Below are 18,774 nucleotides of genomic sequence, written 5' to 3' on the forward strand. Positions count from 1 at the left end.
GTTTAGCTGCTTAACTATTGAATAGCGATGTTAAACCATGAGAGTAAAAGATATCTTAATCAATATTTTTCTTTGAGCTCGCTAGCTTATTTTTCGTATCAAAGTCCTCTAGTGACACAGTAAATAAAGCGCCAACAAGTACCACAAGCCAACTCAAATATACCCACAAAAACAAAATAGGAATACTCGACAGTGCACCATAAATGGCTTGATAGGAGAGCTGTTGGGTAACATAAACTGCAAAAGCTTTTTTGGCTATTTCAAATAAAATCGCCGCCAATGTAGCCCCTGCAAGAGCAAACTTAACTGGCACCACTTTATTAGGCACCACCATATATAAAATAAAGAAAGCCGCTACTGAGGCAAATAATGGCAACGCTCTAACAAATATATTTGTTAGCCCTAATAGATCATAATCACCTAACGACACTAAAGAAAGAATGTAAGAGCTCATCACTAAACTACTACCAACCAATACCGGCCCCAGTGTCAACACCATCCAATACATTGAAAATGACGTAATCACTCTTCGCTTTTCATCAACTCGCCATAATTTATTTAAACATTTATCAATAGCAGAAATAAGCATCATGGCAAAAATAAATAATGCCGTGATCGCGACAGCAGACATTTTAGAAGCATTACTGACAAAACCGGTAATATGCTCTTGCACCACGTCGCCAGAGGCTGGAACGAAGTTTTGATAAACAAAGTTTTCTATCAGTTCTCGAATTTCAGAAAAAATTGGAAAAGCAGTCATAACAGATAACATAACTACCATTAGCGGCACTAATGACATCAAGGTCACATAAGATAAATAGCCGGCAGTAACATGAATACGCTCTTTGTTAAAATTGCTTAAAAACAATGATAAAAAGCCTATAACGGCCTCAATATAAGGGTGTTGCTTTACTTTTTCTAATTTCGGATGCATATAAATTACTAATTAACACTATTACCTTAATAGTAAGGCAATAGCTAAAATAACGGTAGTGACAATATCAATAACACTATGTTTCAGCTACTTATACTTAAAGTAATAAGCGTTATAGCTACGTAATAATGAAATCTATTTGACGATGTGTAAAGTAGGGTAACATAAAGAAACTTTTAATAAAATCAGTCAACTAAGCAATATAACGAAGGCATCTCAGTTTGCTAAAAGTGGATAGTAATGGCGATAATAGTAGTGGGGGTTAGTATGAGGAAAAAGCTTGTTGAATATTTTCTTCCGACCAATTTGCTAACTGATTAATTTCCGCCAAAAGAGCCGACAATTGCTTCACTTGCTTAGGCCCAGCAGCACCCTGTGCAAATAATTGATTTAGCTGCTGTAATTTTTCTAATTGCTCTGCAGACATTAAGAAATTTCCTTTTTCTTGTATCGTTAACTCTTAACTTGCTGAACGCTTTATTTCTAGAGGAAAAACCACCATTTTGCTTTTCATCATATCGCGACCATCATTGATAAACTCATCATACAACTCATCTAATTCGCGTTTTTCTAAAAATTGAGCATTATTGTCAACTGCTTTCTCAAATAGACAACTTAGTCTAGCTAGTTTGTTCGGTTCCATGCTCATCACCCTATTAATATTCATACTATTTCGAACAGTTTACAAACTTAAATATAGCAGTTAATAAACGTTCTAAAAGGTAGAAGAAATACAATCAGTGAATATAATTTTGTCTAACGAAAGCACTACGCATATAAAAATTATAACTTCATGATTTTTATATGCTAAATATAAAATTAAAAGCAGTGGAATGAAGTGGGTTAACGGCAGTTTCAGATATGTCTTACATAAACAAGCTCTGTGTTGTCATAAAGACAAAAAAAAACCATTCGAATTGCTTCGAATGGTTCTCTAATAAACGGCTGACTATGGCTTACTTAACACCACGACCTTCACGTTTGCGGTCATTCTCTTTCAAGAATTTCTTACGTATACGGATACTTTCTGGTGTTACTTCAACTAACTCATCATTATCAATAAACTCTAATGCTTGTTCTAAAGACATAATGATCGGCGGCGTTAACGTTTGCGCTTCATCAGTACCTGATGAACGAACGTTTGTTAACTGCTTACCTTTAAGGGCATTTACCGTTAAATCGTTATCACGGCTATGAATACCAATAACTTGACCTTCATAAATATCAACACCGTGACCAATTAACATACGACCGCGAGATTGTAAGTTAAAGATTGCGTTAGTTAATGCTTTACCTGTTGCATTAGCGATCATTACACCATTTTTACGTTGGCCAATTTCGCCACCCTTGTGAGGTCCGTATTCAAAGAATGTATGGTAAATCAAACCAGAACCTGACGTTAATGTCATGAATTCAGTTTGGAAACCAATTAAGCCACGGCTTGGCATGATGAAATCCATACGGATACGACCAGTACCGTCCGGTGCCATATCAGTTAGTTCTGCTTTACGAACACCCATTTTTTCCATAATAGGTCCTTGATGCTGTTCTTCAACATCAATGGTTACTGTTTCATAAGGTTCTTGTAACTCGCCATTTACTTCACGAATAATAACTTCTGGACGTGATACAGCTAGCTCAAAACCTTCACGACGCATGTTTTCAATCAAGATACCTAAGTGAAGTTCACCACGGCCTGATACTTTAAATTTATCAGCATCTTCTAATTGTTCAACACGTAAAGCAACGTTATGAATTAGCTCTTTGTCCAAACGGTCTTTGATGTTACGTGAAGTAACATACTTACCTTCTTTACCACAAAATGGTGAAGTGTTTACTTGGAAAGTCATGTTGATTGTTGGTTCATCAACAGATAATGCCGGTAAACCGACAACATCAGTAGGACAACAAACTGTATCAGATATTTTTAACTCGCCTAAACCAGTAATTGCAATGATATCACCTGCAAAACCTTCTTCGATATCATGACGCTCTAAACCTAAGTAACCAAACACTTTACCTACTTTAGCATTGTGTACGCCACCGTTTGCTAATTTAATAGTCACTTGTTGGTTTGGCTTAACAGAACCACGCGTAATACGACCAACACCGATAACACCCAAGTATGAGCTGTAATCAAGTTGAGAGATTTGCATTTGGAAAGGCGCATCAGGATCTGCAACAGGTGCTGGTACTTCTTTAAGAATAGTATCGAACAAAGGCGTCATATCTGTGCCAGTTTCGCCTTCTTCAAGCGTAGCCCAACCATTGATTGCTGAAGCGTAAACTACTTTAAAATCAAGTTGTTCATCAGTAGCACCTAAGTTATCAAACAATTCAAAAACTTGGTCCATAACCCAATCAGGTCGAGAGCCAGGCTTATCAACTTTGTTAATAACAACAATTGGCTTTAAACCTTGAGCAAACGCTTTTTTCGTTACGAAACGCGTTTGTGGCATTGGGCCTTCTTGAGCATCAACAATAAGTAGTACTGAATCTACCATTGACATTACACGCTCGACTTCACCACCAAAATCAGCATGGCCAGGAGTATCTACAATGTTTACACGGTAGCCGTTCCAGTTAATAGCCGTGTTTTTAGCTAAGATTGTGATACCACGTTCTTTTTCGATATCATTTGAATCCATCGTACGTTCTTCTAAACCGCCACGGGCGTCTAGCGTACCTGACTGTTCTAACAATTTATCGACTAAAGTGGTTTTTCCGTGGTCAACGTGAGCAATAATTGCCACATTTCTTAATTTATCTAACACAGGCGTTACTCGCTGTTACTATCGTTTATTGCTACATAAGCATATTAACGTTATAGGGCTACAATTGGGCGCGGATTATACAGCATGAGTGATAACAAATACACTACCAAGCGAAATATAACCAACAAAAATATTCTCAGTTGATATACTGCTGATGGTCAAATTAGAGCACGCGCACCACAATGTAGCGCTCAACGCACGAAAATAGTGCAGACCAATAAAAGTAAAAACATTAAAACCTTATATTTCAATGACTTTAGCTTTGGCACATTATTAGCTTAAGCAGATGCAAACAAAATTAATTTTTTGAAAATTTAAAGAACTAACTACAACGGAGACTTTCAATGTCAAATGCAGTTTTAGATTTAATTAAAGAGCATGACGTCAAATTTGTTGACCTACGTTTTACTGATTCAAAAGGTAAAGAGCAACACGTTTCAATTCCTCATCATCAAGTAACTGAAGATTTTTTTGAAGACGGTAAAATGTTTGATGGTTCTTCAATTGAAGGATGGAAAGGTATTAATGAATCTGACATGGTAATGATGCCAGTGGCAGAATCAGCAGTACTTGACCCTTTCACTGAAGCAGTAACATTAAATATTCGTTGTGACATTCTTGAACCTGCTACAATGCAAGGTTATAGCCGTGATCCTCGTTCAGTGGCAAAGCGTGCTGAAGACTATATGCGTAGCACTGGTATCGCTGACTCAGTATTGATTGGCCCTGAACCAGAATTTTTCGTGTTTGATGACGTTCGTTTCCACACAGATATGAGTGGTTCTTTCTATAAGATCGATGATAAAGAAGCCGCTTGGAATTCTGGTACAGAATACGAAGAAGGTAATATGGGACATCGTCCTGGTGTGAAAGGTGGTTACTTCCCTACATCACCAGTAGATTCATCACAAGATTTACGTTCTGCTATGTGTTTAGTAATGGAAGAAATGGGTCTAGTCGTTGAAGCACATCATCATGAAGTGGCTACAGCAGGTCAAAACGAAATAGCTTGTCGTTTTAATACCATGGTATTAAAAGCCGATGAAGTGCAAATCTACAAGTATGTTGTCCACAATGTTGCACATGCTTACGGTAAGACAGCAACCTTTATGCCTAAACCATTAGTTGGTGATAACGGCTCAGGTATGCATGTTCATCAATCACTTGCTAAAGATGGCGTAAACTTATTTGCTGGTGACAAGTACGGCGGTTTATCTGAGATGGCACTTTTCTATATTGGTGGCATTATCAAGCACGCAAAAGCATTGAATGCTTTCACTAACCCTTCAACAAACTCTTATAAGCGTTTGGTGCCACATTTTGAAGCGCCAGTAATGCTTGCATATTCTGCACGTAACCGCTCAGCATCTATTCGTATTCCAATTGTACCATCACCAAAAGCAATGCGTATCGAAGCTCGCTTCCCTGATCCAGCAGCGAACCCTTACTTAGCATTTTCAGCATTATTAATGGCTGGTCTTGATGGTATTAAAAATAAAATTCATCCTGGCGATGCTATGGATAAAGATCTTTATGATCTACCGGCTGAAGAAGCTGCTGCGATTCCACAAGTTGCAACGTCTTTAGAAGATGCACTAGATTCTCTAGAAAGCGACATGGATTTCCTTCTTGAAGGTGGAGTCATGGACAAAGATATGATCAATGCTTACATTGATATAAAGCGCAAAGAAGTTGAGTTATTAAACCAAACTACTCACCCTGTTGAATTTGATATGTACTACAGCGTGTAGATAATTCAAATAGATAGATATTAAATAAGCTCACTTCGGTGAGCTTTTTTTGTGGCACATTCAACGTTATTTGGATAGATTAACAGTAGACCTATGGAACTAGGATATTACTTTTGATTAACACAGTACGCTTTTGCATTTTGTTTATATTGCTCACACAAGCTTTTTCTGTGTTTGCTGGCTCTGCTAAAATTTATGTCTGGCGCAATGAGCAAGGCGTGCTAGTTTTTTCAGATAGCCCTCAACCCGGTGCGGAAGAGGTCGATGTAAAAGAGCCGAATACAATAAAATCCTCAATTGATACCTCTATTTTAGATATAAAACCTAAAGTCATAAACAACAGTTACCAAGTCGATATTTTCCAACCTAAAAACAATGCGACAGTAAGAGATAACACCGGCTCAGTTTATGTTTCGGCGCGGATAAAGCCCATCTTCAAGCGTGGTCTGAAAATTCAATTATATTTAGATAACAGCGCCTACGAAAAACCACAAACACACTCAATGTTTGTCCTGAGAAATATAGATCGGGGAGAGCATCAAATAAAAATGTCCTTACTTGATGATAAAGGCAAGGTTATTGCAACATCTTCTTCAGTAACGTTTTATATGCATAGAACTTCTGTTAACAAGGCAAACTAGTCTGATTTCAGTGCATATTGCACCATTTTTATTTACACTCGTTACTTAACGCACCAATTTAGTGCAGAGGAAAGTAATGTCTAGTAACGTGGTAAATTTAAAAAAAATAAAATTACACTATCAGCAAGCACTGCCAAATCAAATGGTAACAGCTGTCGTGGTGTTAGATCATGATCTCGCCATTTGTTATGTCAATCCAGCGGCTGAGGCATTATTAGTTAAAAGTTTAAGTAAACTTTATCGCCTACCCATTGATCAAGTATTTTATAACACACCAATTAACAATAATCGTTTACGACAGCTACTAACCACAGGCCAAGAGTTTAGTGATAGTGATGTCACTATTGAGTTTTTTGATCATCAACAAATCACCGTTGAAATCACGGCCTCTTCGGTTATGTTTGAACAGTGCCCACATATTTTATTAGAATTTAAACAAATTGATCAACAAAAGCAGATCAGTGCGGAAGCATTTCAACAGCAACAATGGGAATCAGCACGAGATCTTATTCGTGGCTTAGCACACGAAATTAAAAATCCGCTTGGAGGACTTCGCGGAGCGGCACAATTATTAGATTTGGAGCTAAACCTCGAACAAAAAGAATATACCGCGATGATCATAGAACAAGCAGATAGACTGACAAACCTTGTTGATCGCTTGTTAGGACCTAATCATTTACCGGTAATGAAGTTACAAAATATTCATGCCATCATCGAAAAAGTTTTTCAGTTAACACAATTTGATAATCCAAAAAACATTACGCTAGCTCGTGATTATGATCCGTCCATACCCGAGTTAACTTTTGATCAAGACAAGTTACAACAAACCATTATCAATATTGTCAATAATGCCATTCAAGCACTAGATGATGAAAACAAAATAACTTTAAGAACTCGTGCGGCTAGCAATAAAACCATTAATGGCAAACGTATCAAGCTTTGTGCCGAAATCAGCATAATCGACAATGGCCCTGGTATTCCTGAACATATACAAAGTACATTATTTTATCCTATGGTTTCTGGTAGAGCCTCTGGAACAGGCTTAGGCCTTTCTATTTGCCAAACCATAGTTCATCAACACAACGGAAAATTATCCTGTAAAAGTCGCCCTGGGCATACGGAGTTTACTATTTTATTACCTTTTGACAGCGAGAAAAGCCAATGATCACCGAGCAAGTATGGATAGTAGACGATGATAGTTCGATTAGATGGGTGTTAGAGAAAGCCTTATCAAATGCCAATATAAGTGTTGGTACATTTCACAACCCTGAAGATCTCCTAACGGCTTTAGAGCATAATCAGCCTGAGGTGATTATTTCAGATATTCGCATGCCTAATATAGATGGCATGACGCTTTTAGCGCAAATCAATGATCAATTTGCTCATATACCGGTCATTATTATGACAGCACATTCAGATCTTGATAGTGCTGTCAATGCCTACCAAGGTGGCGCATTTGAGTATTTACCAAAACCATTTGATATTGATGATGCCATCACTCTCGCCAATAGAGCCTTAACTCATGCTCACGAACTGAAATCCAAAAAACAGCTTAACGTCCCCTCTGTAGATAGTGTTGGTATAATCGGCGCTGCACCATCAATGCAGGAAGTATTTAGAGCCATTGGACGATTATCTCGCTCAAGTATAAGTGTCTTAATTAACGGTGAATCGGGTACAGGTAAAGAGTTAGTTGCCCATGCTCTACATATGCACAGCCCACGTTCTTCAGCACCATTTATTCCACTTAATATGGCTGCTATTCCGAAAGATTTAATTGAGTCTGAGTTATTTGGTCATGAGAAAGGCGCCTTCACTGGTGCTAACGCTGTACGACAAGGACGCTTTGAACAAGCACACCAAGGCACCTTGTTCTTGGATGAAATTGGCGATATGCCATTAGACATTCAAACACGCTTACTTAGGGTACTTGCCGACGGTCAATTTTATCGAGTTGGCGGACATTCACCAATTCAGGTTGATGTCCGTATTATTGCAGCCACTCATCAAAATTTAGAAGAGCGAGTAAATAGTGGTGAATTTCGTGAAGATTTATTCCATCGTCTTAATGTGATAAGAATTCAAATACCGAGTCTTAGTGAAAGAAAAGAAGATATCAGTCAACTAGCACAACACTTTTTAAAGCAAGCAGCAAATGAACTTTCAGTGGAAGTAAAAACACTGCACAAAAATACTCTCGCCTATTTAGAACAATGCGAATGGCCAGGTAATGTTAGGCAACTAGAAAATATATGTCGCTTTCTAACCGTGATGGCTAGCGGCAAAGAAATTCTGATAACAGATTTACCCAGTGAACTGACCGAAAAACCAGTAACTATGACAAACAATTCTCAACATAGTTGGCAGGAAAGCTTAAAAACATGGGTAGACAATGAATTAGCACTAGGCAAAAGTAATATTATTGAACAAGCTTTACCTGAGTTTGAGAAAGTATTACTAGAAAGCGCATTAAAACATACTCAAGGCCACAAACAGGAAGCAGCCAAACGCTTAGGCTGGGGTAGAAACACCTTAACGAGAAAGCTAAAAGAACTAAATATGCCAGATTAACCTTATTCGTTACTAAGCATTTTCTATCGGAAAAGTGATAATTTGCTCTATTTCCTTCACCGATAAAGCAAGCATAACGAGCCGGTCAACGCCCAGTGCAACACCTGCACATGCAGGTAAGCCGCGCTCTAATGCCGAGATAAAATGTTGATCAATGTCTTGTTCGATTTTACCTAATTTAGTGCGCGCTTCATTATCCTGCTCAAAGCGTGATTTTTGCTGTTCGGCATCAGTCAACTCGTGAAAACCGTTTGCGAGTTCAATACCTTTAAAATAGCACTCAAAACGTTCAGCGACGCGAGGATCATTGACACTGATTTTTGCTAGTGATGCTTGGCTCGCTGGAAAGTGATAAACAAAACACGGAAGCTCTTGGCCAATACGAGGTTCAATTAATTCTGCCATAACAAATTGCAATAAAGTATCGACATCCTCTTCTCTCTCTAGCCAATCGCTCAACTTATCATGGCTAGCTATAAGTGAAATTAATTCAGCTTTCGAGGTAACTAAAGGATCAATTCCAACTTCTCGTATAAAAAGCGCTTGATAGCTAATTCGGTCGACTTGCTGACAACCAAGAACTAAGTTCAACAATTCGGCAAGCTCATCCATTAGCCTGAAATGATCAAAGCCAAGCCGATACCACTCCAAAATAGAAAACTCGGGATTGTGATAACGACCATGTTGCTCATGGCGGAACGCTTTACAAATCTGATAACAACAGCCATAACCACTTGCCAATAGACGTTTCATAGCAAACTCAGGTGATGTTTGAGCATATAATGCGACTGATTCATCACAATGGCTAGCTTCTGAAAAACGATACTGAGTAGTAAAAGCATCTAAATGTGCATCAGTAACCGTTGAATGAGAAAATATGGGAGTTTCAACTTCAACAACACTACGTGTTAAAAAAAACGATCTTATCTTAGTTAACACGTTCGCACGTTGTTTGGCATAATGCCAATCCATCGTAGGTTGCCATGACATAAATAAGTTTGCCTATAGGTTATCGAAAAAGAGAATAGCAATTGAGTGAATAATAAATAATATTCAAGTGATGCAACAGATATATTTTTAACGCTAAATAATCACATGGTAGTGTAAATGAATTTAAACCAAGCAGCAAAAAGCCCGTCACTTTCGTAACGGGCTCTTTAATAGGAGTCTGATAATGTCCTACTCTCACATGGGAACTCCCACACTACCATCGGCGCTAACACGTTTCACTTCTGAGTTCGGAATGGGATCAGGTGGGACCATGTCGCTATTGTCATCAGACAAAAAACTTTATGAATTAATTAACTTATAAATTAGCTAAGTCATAAGGTTTAGGCAAAAAACCCGTTACATCAGTAACGGGTTTTTCTTAATAGAAGCCTAGCAATGTCCTACTCTCACATGGGAACTCCCACACTACCATCGGCGCTAACACGTTTCACTTCTGAGTTCGGAATGGGATCAGGTGGGGCCATGTCGCTATTGTCGCTAGACAAAAATTTTCTTGTTAATTACCAAATTGACGCCATTGCTACAATCGCTCTGATACTCATTGAGTAAACTCAACTTCGTTTCTCGCTCATTTGCTGCTTTGTCAATTCGTCACTTACCTTCGTAAATGATTAACAAGTAATAATCTTAGAAAGCTGAACTCTGTTAAGAGTTAAAAATACTCGTTTTACTGATAGCTGACAGCTTTTAACTGTTAGCTTATCTATCTCTTATTCACACTATTGTCATGCGTGATGTGTGTATTCCTACACTGTGTCAAACTTCATACAACAAAACCACTTGGGTGTTGTATGGTTAAGCCTCACGGGTAATTAGTATTGGTTAGCTCAATGCCTCGCAGCACTTCCACACCCAACCTATCAACGTTGTAGTCTCCAACGACCCTTTAGGGAGCTTAAAGCTCCAGTGAGAACTCATCTCAAAGCCTGCTTCCCGCTTAGATGCTTTCAGCGGTTATCAGTTCCGAACGTAGCTACCGGGCAATGCTATTGGCATAACAACCCGAACACCAGCGGTTCGTCCACTCCGGTCCTCTCGTACTAGGAGCAGCCCTCTTCAATTCTCAAACGCCCACGGCAGATAGGGACCGAACTGTCTCACGACGTTCTAAACCCAGCTCGCGTACCACTTTAAATGGCGAACAGCCATACCCTTGGGACCGACTTCAGCCCCAGGATGTGATGAGCCGACATCGAGGTGCCAAACACCGCCGTCGATATGAACTCTTGGGCGGTATCAGCCTGTTATCCCCGGAGTACCTTTTTATCCGTTGAGCGATGGCCCTTCCATACAGAACCACCGGATCACTATGACCTACTTTCGTACCTGCTCGACGTGTCTGTCTCGCAGTTAAGCTGGCTTATGCCATTGCACTAACCGTACGATGTCCGACCGTACTTAGCCAACCTTCGTGCTCCTCCGTTACTCTTTAGGAGGAGACCGCCCCAGTCAAACTACCCACCAGACAGTGTCCCCAAGCCCGATAAGGGCCCTAGGTTAGAACATCACGCATACAAGGGTGGTATTTCAAGGTTGGCTCCACCACATCTAGCGACATGGTTTCAAAGCCTCCCACCTATCCTACACATGTAGGAGCAATGTTCACTGTCAAGCTATAGTAAAGGTTCACGGGGTCTTTCCGTCTAGCCGCGGGTATACGGCATCTTAACCGCAATTTCAATTTCACTGAGTCTCGGGTGGAGACAGTGTGGCCATGATTACGCCATTCGTGCAGGTCGGAACTTACCCGACAAGGAATTTCGCTACCTTAGGACCGTTATAGTTACGGCCGCCGTTTACCGGGGCTTCGATCATGAGCTTCGTCCGAGGACTAACCCAATCAATTAACCTTCCGGCACCGGGCAGGCGTCACACCGTATACGTCATCTTTCGATTTTGCACAGTGCTGTGTTTTTAATAAACAGTTCCAGCCACCTGGTTACTTCGACTCTCCATTGCTTACTGAGCAAGTCATTCACATTAGAGAGCGTACCTTCTCCCGAAGTTACGGTACTATTTTGCCTAGTTCCTTCACCCGAGTTCTCTCAAGCGCCTTAGTATTCTCTACCTAACCACCTGTGTCGGTTTGGGGTACGGTTCCTATATATCTGAAGCTTAGAAGCTTTTCCTGGAAGCATGGCATCAATGACTTCATCTCCTTGGAGACTCGTCTCGTATCTCAGCGTTTAAATGAAATCCCGGATTTACCTAAGATAACCGCCTACATACTTTCACACGGACTACCAACGCCGTGCTCACCTAGCCTACTCCGTCCCTCCTTCGCAATATATAGAAGTACAGAAATATTAATCTGTTTCCCATCGACTACGCGTTTCCGCCTCGCCTTAGGGGCCGACTTACCCTGCCCTGATTAACATGGGACAGGAAACCTTGGTCTTTCGGCGGGGGAGTTTTTCACTCCCCCTTATCGTTACTCATGTCAGCATTCGCACTTCTGATACCTCCAGCAAGCTTTACAACTCACCTTCAACGGCTTACAGAACGCTCCCCTACCACTTGAACCTAAGTTCAAATCCGCAGCTTCGGTGACTAGTTTAGCCCCGTTACATCTTCCGCGCAGACCGACTCGACTAGTGAGCTATTACGCTTTCTTTAAAGGATGGCTGCTTCTAAGCCAACCTCCTAGCTGTCTATGCCTTTCCACATCGTTTCCCACTTAACTAGTACTTTGGGACCTTAGCTGGCGGTCTGGGTTGTTTCCCTCTTCACAACGGACGTTAGCACCCGTAGTGTGTCTCCCGCATATCACTCATTGGTATTCGGAGTTTGCAAAGGGTTGGTAAGTCGGGATGACCCCCTAGCCTTAACAGTGCTCTACCCCCAATGGTGTTCGTGCGAGGCTCTACCTAAATAGATTTCGGGGAGAACCAGCTATCTCCCGGCTTGATTAGCCTTTCACTCCGACCCACAAGTCATCACCGCATTTTTCAACATACGTGTGTTCGGTCCTCCAGTTGATGTTACTCAACCTTCAACCTGCCCATGGGTAGATCGCCGGGTTTCGGGTCTATACCCTGCAACTAAACGCGCAGTTAACACTCGCTTTCGCTACGGCTCCCCTATTCGGTTAACCTTGCTACAGAATATAAGTCGCTGACCCATTATACAAAAGGTACGCAATCACCGGACTAAATCCGGCTCTCACTGCTTGTACGTATGCGGTTTCAGGTTCTATTTCACTCCCCTCACAGGGGTTCTTTTCGCCTTTCCCTCACGGTACTGGTTCACTATCGGTCAGTTAGGAGTATTTAGCCTTGGAGGATGGTCCCCCCATGTTCAGTCAACGTTTCACGTGTGCCGACCTACTCGATTTCATGATAAGTTTATTTTCGTGTACGGGGCTATCACCCTGTATCGCTCTACTTTCCAGTAGATTCCACTAACTTACAAACCACTTAAGGGCTAATTCGCGTTCGCTCGCCGCTACTAACGAAATCTCGGTTGATTTCTTTTCCTCGGGGTACTTAGATGTTTCAGTTCTCCCGGTTCGCCTCGTTAAGCTATGTATTCACTTAACGATACCCGCCTTACGACGGGTGGGTTTCCCCATTCGGACATCTTTGGCTATAACGGTTTTTATCACCTCACCAAAGCTTTTCGCAGATTAACACGTCCTTCATCGCCTCTAACTGCCAAGGCATCCACCACATACGCTTAGTCACTTAACCATACAACCCCAAGTAGTTTCTGGTCTTTTAAGCGTTAACCTTCGTTGCTTTTTCGCTCATGTAGTAAACTACACATCGTTCAAAGCGTCTTGTTTAACACCTAAAATCCTGCGAAATCATTTTATTGCTAAAACATTTCCTATTGGATTGTTCGGAGACTAATCCGAACTAATTGTAAAGTCTGACATTTTCACGCACACAAAGTGTGTCTTGAATAAGAGTGGTAATAAATTCAACTCGTAAAAGTAAATTTACTACCGGGTTGATTACGTTTCCGAGGAGGAACCGTAATCACCATTATTAACAGGCGATATTCCCATTAATAACAGCTTGGTATTTATAATTATAAATAAGAACGCGCGACACGCCTTAAATCATATAAATACCGGTATTTATATCAGCTTTCCAGATTGTTAAAGAACTTGTCATTCACACGCATTCGGTGGTGACTTGGTTAAAAACCAAACTTAAAGTAGCTTAAACAAAGCATAACTTAAGTTTGGTCTTTCAATTCTTAGTGAAGAAGTGGTGGAGCTAAGCAGGATCGAACTGCTGACCTCCTGCGTGCAAGGCAGGCGCTCTCCCAGCTGAGCTATAGCCCCAAATGGGAAACATCTTTAAGCTAGAACAAAACTCAGATTTACGTTTTTTACAAGGCGGTTTATCGCGAAGTGTAGGTTTTCTACACGAGTGATGAACCAACGCCGTAAAAAGCGTAAATTGGTAGGTCTGGGCAGACTTGAACTGCCGACCTCACCCTTATCAGGGGTGCGCTCTAACCAGCTGAGCTACAGACCTATTTCTCTTTCAAGAATTTACGTCCGAAGCTAGCATGTTTGGACTTCTTCTAATTCGTTATCATGTAATTTGTGTAGACACTCGTAGTACCGAAGTACTCATTAAGCTGTTTTACTTCAAGATAAGGAGGTGATCCAACCCCAGGTTCCCCTAGGGTTACCTTGTTACGACTTCACCCCAGTCATGAATCACAAAGTGGTGACCGTCCTCCCCGAAGGGTTAAACTAGCCACTTCTTTTGCAACCCACTCCCATGGTGTGACGGGCGGTGTGTACAAGGCCCGGGAACGTATTCACCGTAGCATTCTGATCTACGATTACTAGCGATTCCGACTTCATGGAGTCGAGTTGCAGACTCCAATCCGGACTACGACAAGCTTTGTGGGATTCGCTCCACCTCGCGGTATTGCTGCCCTCTGTACTTGCCATTGTAGCACGTGTGTAGCCCATCCCGTAAGGGCCATGATGACTTGACGTCGTCCCCACCTTCCTCCGGTTTATCACCGGCAGTCTCCTTAGAGTTCCCGCCACTACGCGCTGGCAAATAAGGATAGGGGTTGCGCTCGTTGCGGGACTTAACCCAACATTTCACAACACGAGCTGACGACAGCCATGCAGCACCTGTCACAGAGTTCCCGAAGGCACAAGTCTATCTCTAGTCTCTTCTCTGGATGTCAAGGGATGGTAAGGTTCTTCGCGTTGCATCGAATTAAACCACATGCTCCACCGCTTGTGCGGGCCCCCGTCAATTCATTTGAGTTTTAACCTTGCGGCCGTACTCCCCAGGCGGTCAACTTAGCGCGTTAGCTACGCCACCCACGGTTCAAGACCACAGACGGCTAGTTGACATCGTTTACGGCGTGGACTACCAGGGTATCTAATCCTGTTTGCTCCCCACGCTTTCGTGCCTCAGTGTCAGTCTTTGTCCAGGTAGCCGCCTTCGCCACTGATGTTCCTTCCAATCTCTACGCATTTCACCGCTACACTGGAAATTCCACTACCCTCTACAAAACTCTAGCTTGCCAGTTCAAAATGCAGTTCCCAGGTTGAGCCCAGGGCTTTCACATCTTGCTTAACAAACCACCTACGCACGCTTTACGCCCAGTAATTCCGATTAACGCTTGCACCCCTCGTATTACCGCGGCTGCTGGCACGAAGTTAGCCGGTGCTTCTTCTGCGAGTAACGTCACAGATGTTGCGTATTAAACAACACCCTTTCCTCCTCGCTGAAAGTGCTTTACAACCCGAAGGCCTTCTTCACACACGCGGCATGGCTGCATCAGGCTTTCGCCCATTGTGCAATATTCCCCACTGCTGCCTCCCGTAGGAGTCTGGGCCGTGTCTCAGTCCCAGTGTGGCTGATCATCCTCTCAAACCAGCTAGAGATCGTCGCCTTGGTAAGCCATTACCTTACCAACTAGCTAATCTCACTTGGGCTAATCAATGAGCGAGAGGTGCCGAAGCGTCCCCCCCTTTGGTCCGTAGACGTTATGCGGTATTAGCAGTCGTTTCCAACTGTTGTCCCCCACTCAAAGGCATATTCCCAAGCATTACTCACCCGTCCGCCGCTCGACGCCGAATAGCAAGCTATTCTCGTTTCCGCTCGACTTGCATGTGTTAAGCCTGCCGCCAGCGTTCAATCTGAGCCATGATCAAACTCTTCAATTAAAAATCGTTTGTGATGCTCACCTTAACGAACCGAAGTTAACTAAGAAAAGACATCTGCTCAATGAATTCTGTCGTGTTACTTCCTATCCGACTAAAGAAGAAAGTAACTACATAAAACGTATATTCAAACCCGAAAGTTTAAATGATACTTATTTTTTGTGTGACATCATATTAAGCTGTTTTTTTGTTACGTTCTTTCCGAAGAAATAGGTAACTATGTAAAATCAACGTTAATGTGAGTGTCCACACAAATTGCATGATAACTAATTGTTAAAGAACGTATCATCTAAGATGATACCGATACAGAATCTCATTCGCTCTATACCGTAAGTTGTTTCGTTGCTGCAGACCACTCTTTGCTTGACGCTAAGGGCTTCTGAAGCGAGATGCGCATTCTACGCAACTCAGTTTTAATGTCAACGTTTTATTTGAATTTATTTTTAAAGTTTTTAAACCTTTCAAAACTAATCTTTAAAACGTTAAGTTAACCAATTCAGCCTGAACCGTACGAGATAACTTATTAAAACAGCTCGTTGGGGTGACCCCTTGGAACTGGAGCGCATTCTAGAGATTTCTCGCTTCACGTCAACAGCTAAATGCAATTAAATGGCAGAAATATAACTGTTTGCTTCTAAATTGAACTATTCGCCCATTTAACAGACTAACAAAAAGAATATGGGATTATTTCCATCTAGTTATTTTAAATTAAATCTCATTTTCATGTACAAATACACAGGAGATATAAAATTATTTATACTCTATATTGGTTTGGACATAAAAATAATAAAATACAAATAGTATGGGCTTCACCATGCTATGGATACAGAGAGCATAACAAATGAAAAAACTTATCATCTTGTTAATGCTTGCTGGCATTAGTAGTGCAGCCATGGCAAAGGATTATGCCGAGTATAAACAAGAACGTTTAATTGCCAAAATATTAAACCAACAAGTTAAAAAGCATAGAAGTATTAAAAGTAGTGTTCATTCAATTCTTTCTCGTTATCCAGAGAAAGTCGATGTAGTAATGGCCGTAGCACTAAAACGTTATCCAGAAAAATATCGCCAAATCATGCTTGGTGCACTATCGGCAGAACCTGTATTAGCTTGCGATGTTATAGAACATGCTATTAAGGCCAATGTTGCTCCGAGTAGTGAATTAGTAAAAATAGCTATTGAAGCAGAGCCTGCTTATGCCCAAGAGATTGTTAATACTGCAGTCCAATACAGTCCGAGTGAACTCGAAAGCATTGTTAGAGTAGCAATACGCACAGAGCCTTATGATACGAGTAATATAGTTAACAATACGGTATCAAATCATCCAAGCAAAATATTAGATATTCTTACTGCTGCTATAACGGCTATCCCCGAACAAGCGACAAATATCGTCAAAGGTATATTGCGTCTATTTCCTGGGCAAGCCGATTCAGTAGTCACTACTGCGGTCAATAAAAGCACTGATAGCCATAACACAGATATTGTTAATGCTGCTATAGACTCTGGATTTGATAGAGACTCAGCAATTGCAGCGGCTATAGCCGGTGGAGCAAAGAAAGAAACCTTAGCTAAACTAAATAATTAATACATTTATATTTCTAATATGTATAAAAAAGCCCAGTCATATACTGGGCTTTTAGTTTTTTATCAAGGCTTAAACTTGTTCACGCTTAATCGCACGGTAAGCAATATCGGTACGATACTCAACACCCGGCCAAGATATTTGCTGCAACAATTCATATGCAGCTTGTTGTGCTTGAGTCACATTATCACCTAAGGCTGTCGCACATAAAACTCGACCACCAGCGGTTACAACCTCACCCTCTTTTTCACTTGTACCTGCATGGAATGTTTTACGGTCTGCAGCTTGATTTTTATCAAGTCCAGAAATAACATCTCCTTTCGGATAGTTACCTGGATATCCAGCTGCTGCTAAAACTACACCTACTGCAGGACGAGGATCAAAATCAATCGTTGCTTGGTCCAGTTCACCACGACATGCCATCATGCATAGCTCTACTAAATCTGAATTTAAGCGCATCATGATCGGTTGAGTTTCAGGATCACCAAAACGACAATTATATTCAATAACTTTCGGTGTACCATCACTATCAATCATTAAACCCGCATATAAAAATCCAGTATATGGCGCACCTTCTCTTGCCATGCCTTCAACTGTAGGCATAATAACTTCTTTCATCGCACGCTGATGAATTTCAGGTGTCACTACTGGTGCTGGAGAATACGCGCCCATGCCACCGGTGTTCGGCCCTTGATCGCCATCATATGCACGCTTATGATCTTGGCTAGTAGCAAATGCTAAAACATTTTTACCATCAACCATAACAATAAAGCTAGCTTCTTCACCTTCTAAGAACTCTTCAATCACTACCCGATGACCAGCATCACCAAAAGCATTACCAGCAAGCATATCTTTAATTGCGTTTTCCGCTTCCTCAAGTGTCATCGCAACAATAACACCTTTACCTGCTGCAAGACCGTCAGCCTTAACAACAATTGGAGCACCTTGTTGACGAACATAAGCAAGTGCAGGATCGATTTCGGTAAAGTTTTGATAAGCGCCGGTAGGAATATTATTTCTTGCTAAGAAGTCTTTAGTAAATGATTTCGAACCTTCAAGTTGTGCTGCTTTAGCGCTTGGACCAAAAATCATCAGCCCTTCTGCTTGAAAAGCATCAACAACACCATCAACTAATGGTTGCTCTGGGCCCACAATAGTTAACGCCACCTCATTACTTTTAGCAAAACTAACCAAGGCTGATATATCGCTGACATTAAGCGCAACATTTTCGAGCTTAGCTTCTGTTGCTGTTCCTGCATTACCCGGCGCTACAAATACTTTTGTTACTGCATCTGATTGTGCTGCTTTCCATGCTAAAGCATGTTCACGGCCACCACCACCAATTACCAAAACATTCAT

At 41.3% G+C, this 18,774-nt stretch carries 11 protein-coding genes, 2 tRNA genes and 4 rRNA genes; 5 read left to right on the forward strand and 12 right to left on the reverse strand.

From position 1 onward, the window contains the following. Positions 1–55 precede the first annotated feature (55 nt). The 4 genes from FGD67_RS08905 to typA all read right to left on the reverse strand — a co-directional run bounded on the left by FGD67_RS08905 (position 56) and on the right by typA (position 3,708). Positions 56–934, reverse strand: coding sequence for a virulence factor BrkB family protein (locus tag FGD67_RS08905; RefSeq protein WP_257174679.1), 879 nt, complete (start codon positions 932–934; stop codon positions 56–58). A gap of 262 nt (positions 935–1,196) precedes the next feature. Continuing rightward, positions 1,197–1,361 (reverse strand): hypothetical protein, encoded by a 165-nt coding sequence (locus FGD67_RS08910; RefSeq protein WP_257174680.1) that lies wholly within the window; start codon positions 1,359–1,361, stop codon positions 1,197–1,199. Between the two features lie 33 nt (positions 1,362–1,394). Next, complete coding sequence (locus tag FGD67_RS08915; protein ID WP_257174681.1) at positions 1,395–1,577, reverse strand: hypothetical protein; 183 nt, start codon at positions 1,575–1,577, stop codon at positions 1,395–1,397. 313 nt (positions 1,578–1,890) lie between these two features. Beyond that, positions 1,891–3,708 carry a translational GTPase TypA gene (gene typA, locus FGD67_RS08920; RefSeq protein WP_257174682.1) on the reverse strand — a complete coding sequence of 606 codons (1,818 nt, stop codon included), beginning with the start codon at positions 3,706–3,708 and terminating at the stop codon, positions 1,891–1,893. A 344-nt stretch (positions 3,709–4,052) separates the two neighbouring features. On the opposite strand from typA, the gene glnA reads away from it, so the two are divergent. The 4 genes from glnA to glnG all read left to right on the forward strand — a co-directional run bounded on the left by glnA (position 4,053) and on the right by glnG (position 8,671). Next, complete coding sequence (gene glnA, locus FGD67_RS08925; protein ID WP_257174683.1) at positions 4,053–5,459, forward strand: glutamate--ammonia ligase; 1,407 nt, start codon at positions 4,053–4,055, stop codon at positions 5,457–5,459. A gap of 113 nt (positions 5,460–5,572) precedes the next feature. Next, the gene (locus tag FGD67_RS08930) at positions 5,573–6,100 is read left to right on the forward strand and encodes a DUF4124 domain-containing protein (protein ID WP_257174684.1); all 528 of its coding nucleotides are present in this window, start codon (positions 5,573–5,575) and stop codon (positions 6,098–6,100) included. A 76-nt stretch (positions 6,101–6,176) separates the two neighbouring features. Beyond that, positions 6,177–7,265, forward strand: a complete 1,089-nt coding sequence (gene glnL / locus FGD67_RS08935) for a nitrogen regulation protein NR(II) (protein WP_257174685.1) — start codon at positions 6,177–6,179, stop codon at positions 7,263–7,265. Then, a complete protein-coding gene (glnG, locus tag FGD67_RS08940; RefSeq protein WP_257174686.1) occupies positions 7,262–8,671 on the forward strand; it encodes a nitrogen regulation protein NR(I) in 1,410 nt (469 codons plus the stop codon). Before glnL ends, glnG begins: the two co-directional genes overlap by 4 nt. 12 nt (positions 8,672–8,683) lie before the next feature. Here glnG and epmA read toward each other — a convergent pair whose 3' ends face one another. From epmA to FGD67_RS08975, 7 genes are all read right to left on the reverse strand, one after another. Continuing rightward, a complete protein-coding gene (gene epmA, locus FGD67_RS08945; protein ID WP_257174687.1) occupies positions 8,684–9,661 on the reverse strand; it encodes an elongation factor P--(R)-beta-lysine ligase in 978 nt (325 codons plus the stop codon). A gap of 176 nt (positions 9,662–9,837) precedes the next feature. Continuing rightward, positions 9,838–9,952 (reverse strand): 5S ribosomal RNA (gene rrf / locus FGD67_RS08950). Between the two features lie 97 nt (positions 9,953–10,049). Next, positions 10,050–10,164, reverse strand: a 5S ribosomal RNA gene (gene rrf / locus FGD67_RS08955). Positions 10,165–10,473: 309 nt separating this feature from the next. After that, positions 10,474–13,371 (reverse strand): 23S ribosomal RNA (locus tag FGD67_RS08960). 526 nt (positions 13,372–13,897) lie between these two features. After that, positions 13,898–13,973: transfer RNA gene (locus tag FGD67_RS08965), tRNA-Ala, on the reverse strand. Between the two features lie 119 nt (positions 13,974–14,092). Further along, positions 14,093–14,169 (reverse strand) — tRNA-Ile (locus FGD67_RS08970). Between the two features lie 122 nt (positions 14,170–14,291). Then, positions 14,292–15,836, reverse strand: a 16S ribosomal RNA gene (locus FGD67_RS08975). Together the 16S, 23S and 5S rRNA genes with 2 tRNA genes alongside form the textbook arrangement of a ribosomal RNA operon. 838 nt (positions 15,837–16,674) lie before the next feature. Here FGD67_RS08975 and FGD67_RS08980 point away from each other — a divergent pair. Further along, positions 16,675–17,418: a hypothetical protein gene (locus FGD67_RS08980; protein ID WP_257174688.1), complete on the forward strand. Its 744-nt coding sequence runs from the start codon at positions 16,675–16,677 to the stop codon at positions 17,416–17,418. A 69-nt stretch (positions 17,419–17,487) separates the two neighbouring features. Here the strand turns inward: FGD67_RS08980 and purD are convergent, their stop codons facing one another. Then, the gene (gene purD, locus FGD67_RS08985; RefSeq protein ID WP_257174689.1) at positions 17,488–18,774 is read right to left on the reverse strand and encodes a phosphoribosylamine--glycine ligase; all 1,287 of its coding nucleotides are present in this window, start codon (positions 18,772–18,774) and stop codon (positions 17,488–17,490) included.

Source organism: Colwellia sp. M166 (assembly GCF_024585285.1).
In the GTDB taxonomy this organism is placed as follows: Bacteria; Pseudomonadota; Gammaproteobacteria; order Enterobacterales; family Alteromonadaceae; genus Cognaticolwellia.

Excerpts from the sequence above, each read along its gene's own strand:
- FGD67_RS08905 (WP_257174679.1), bottom strand. The coding sequence starts at position 934 with ATGCATCCGAAATTAGAAAAAGTAAAGCAACACCCTTATATTGAGGCC.
- FGD67_RS08910 (WP_257174680.1), bottom strand. The coding sequence starts at position 1,361 with ATGTCTGCAGAGCAATTAGAAAAATTACAGCAGCTAAATCAATTATTT.
- FGD67_RS08915 (WP_257174681.1), bottom strand. The coding sequence starts at position 1,577 with ATGGAACCGAACAAACTAGCTAGACTAAGTTGTCTATTTGAGAAAGCA.
- glnA (WP_257174683.1), top strand. The coding sequence starts at position 4,053 with ATGTCAAATGCAGTTTTAGATTTAATTAAAGAGCATGACGTCAAATTT.
- glnL (WP_257174685.1), top strand. The coding sequence starts at position 6,177 with ATGTCTAGTAACGTGGTAAATTTAAAAAAAATAAAATTACACTATCAG.
- glnG (WP_257174686.1), top strand. The coding sequence starts at position 7,262 with ATGATCACCGAGCAAGTATGGATAGTAGACGATGATAGTTCGATTAGA.
- epmA (WP_257174687.1), bottom strand. The coding sequence starts at position 9,661 with ATGTCATGGCAACCTACGATGGATTGGCATTATGCCAAACAACGTGCG.
- FGD67_RS08980 (WP_257174688.1), top strand. The coding sequence starts at position 16,675 with ATGAAAAAACTTATCATCTTGTTAATGCTTGCTGGCATTAGTAGTGCA.
- purD (WP_257174689.1), bottom strand. The coding sequence starts at position 18,774 with ATGAATGTTTTGGTAATTGGTGGTGGTGGCCGTGAACATGCTTTAGCA.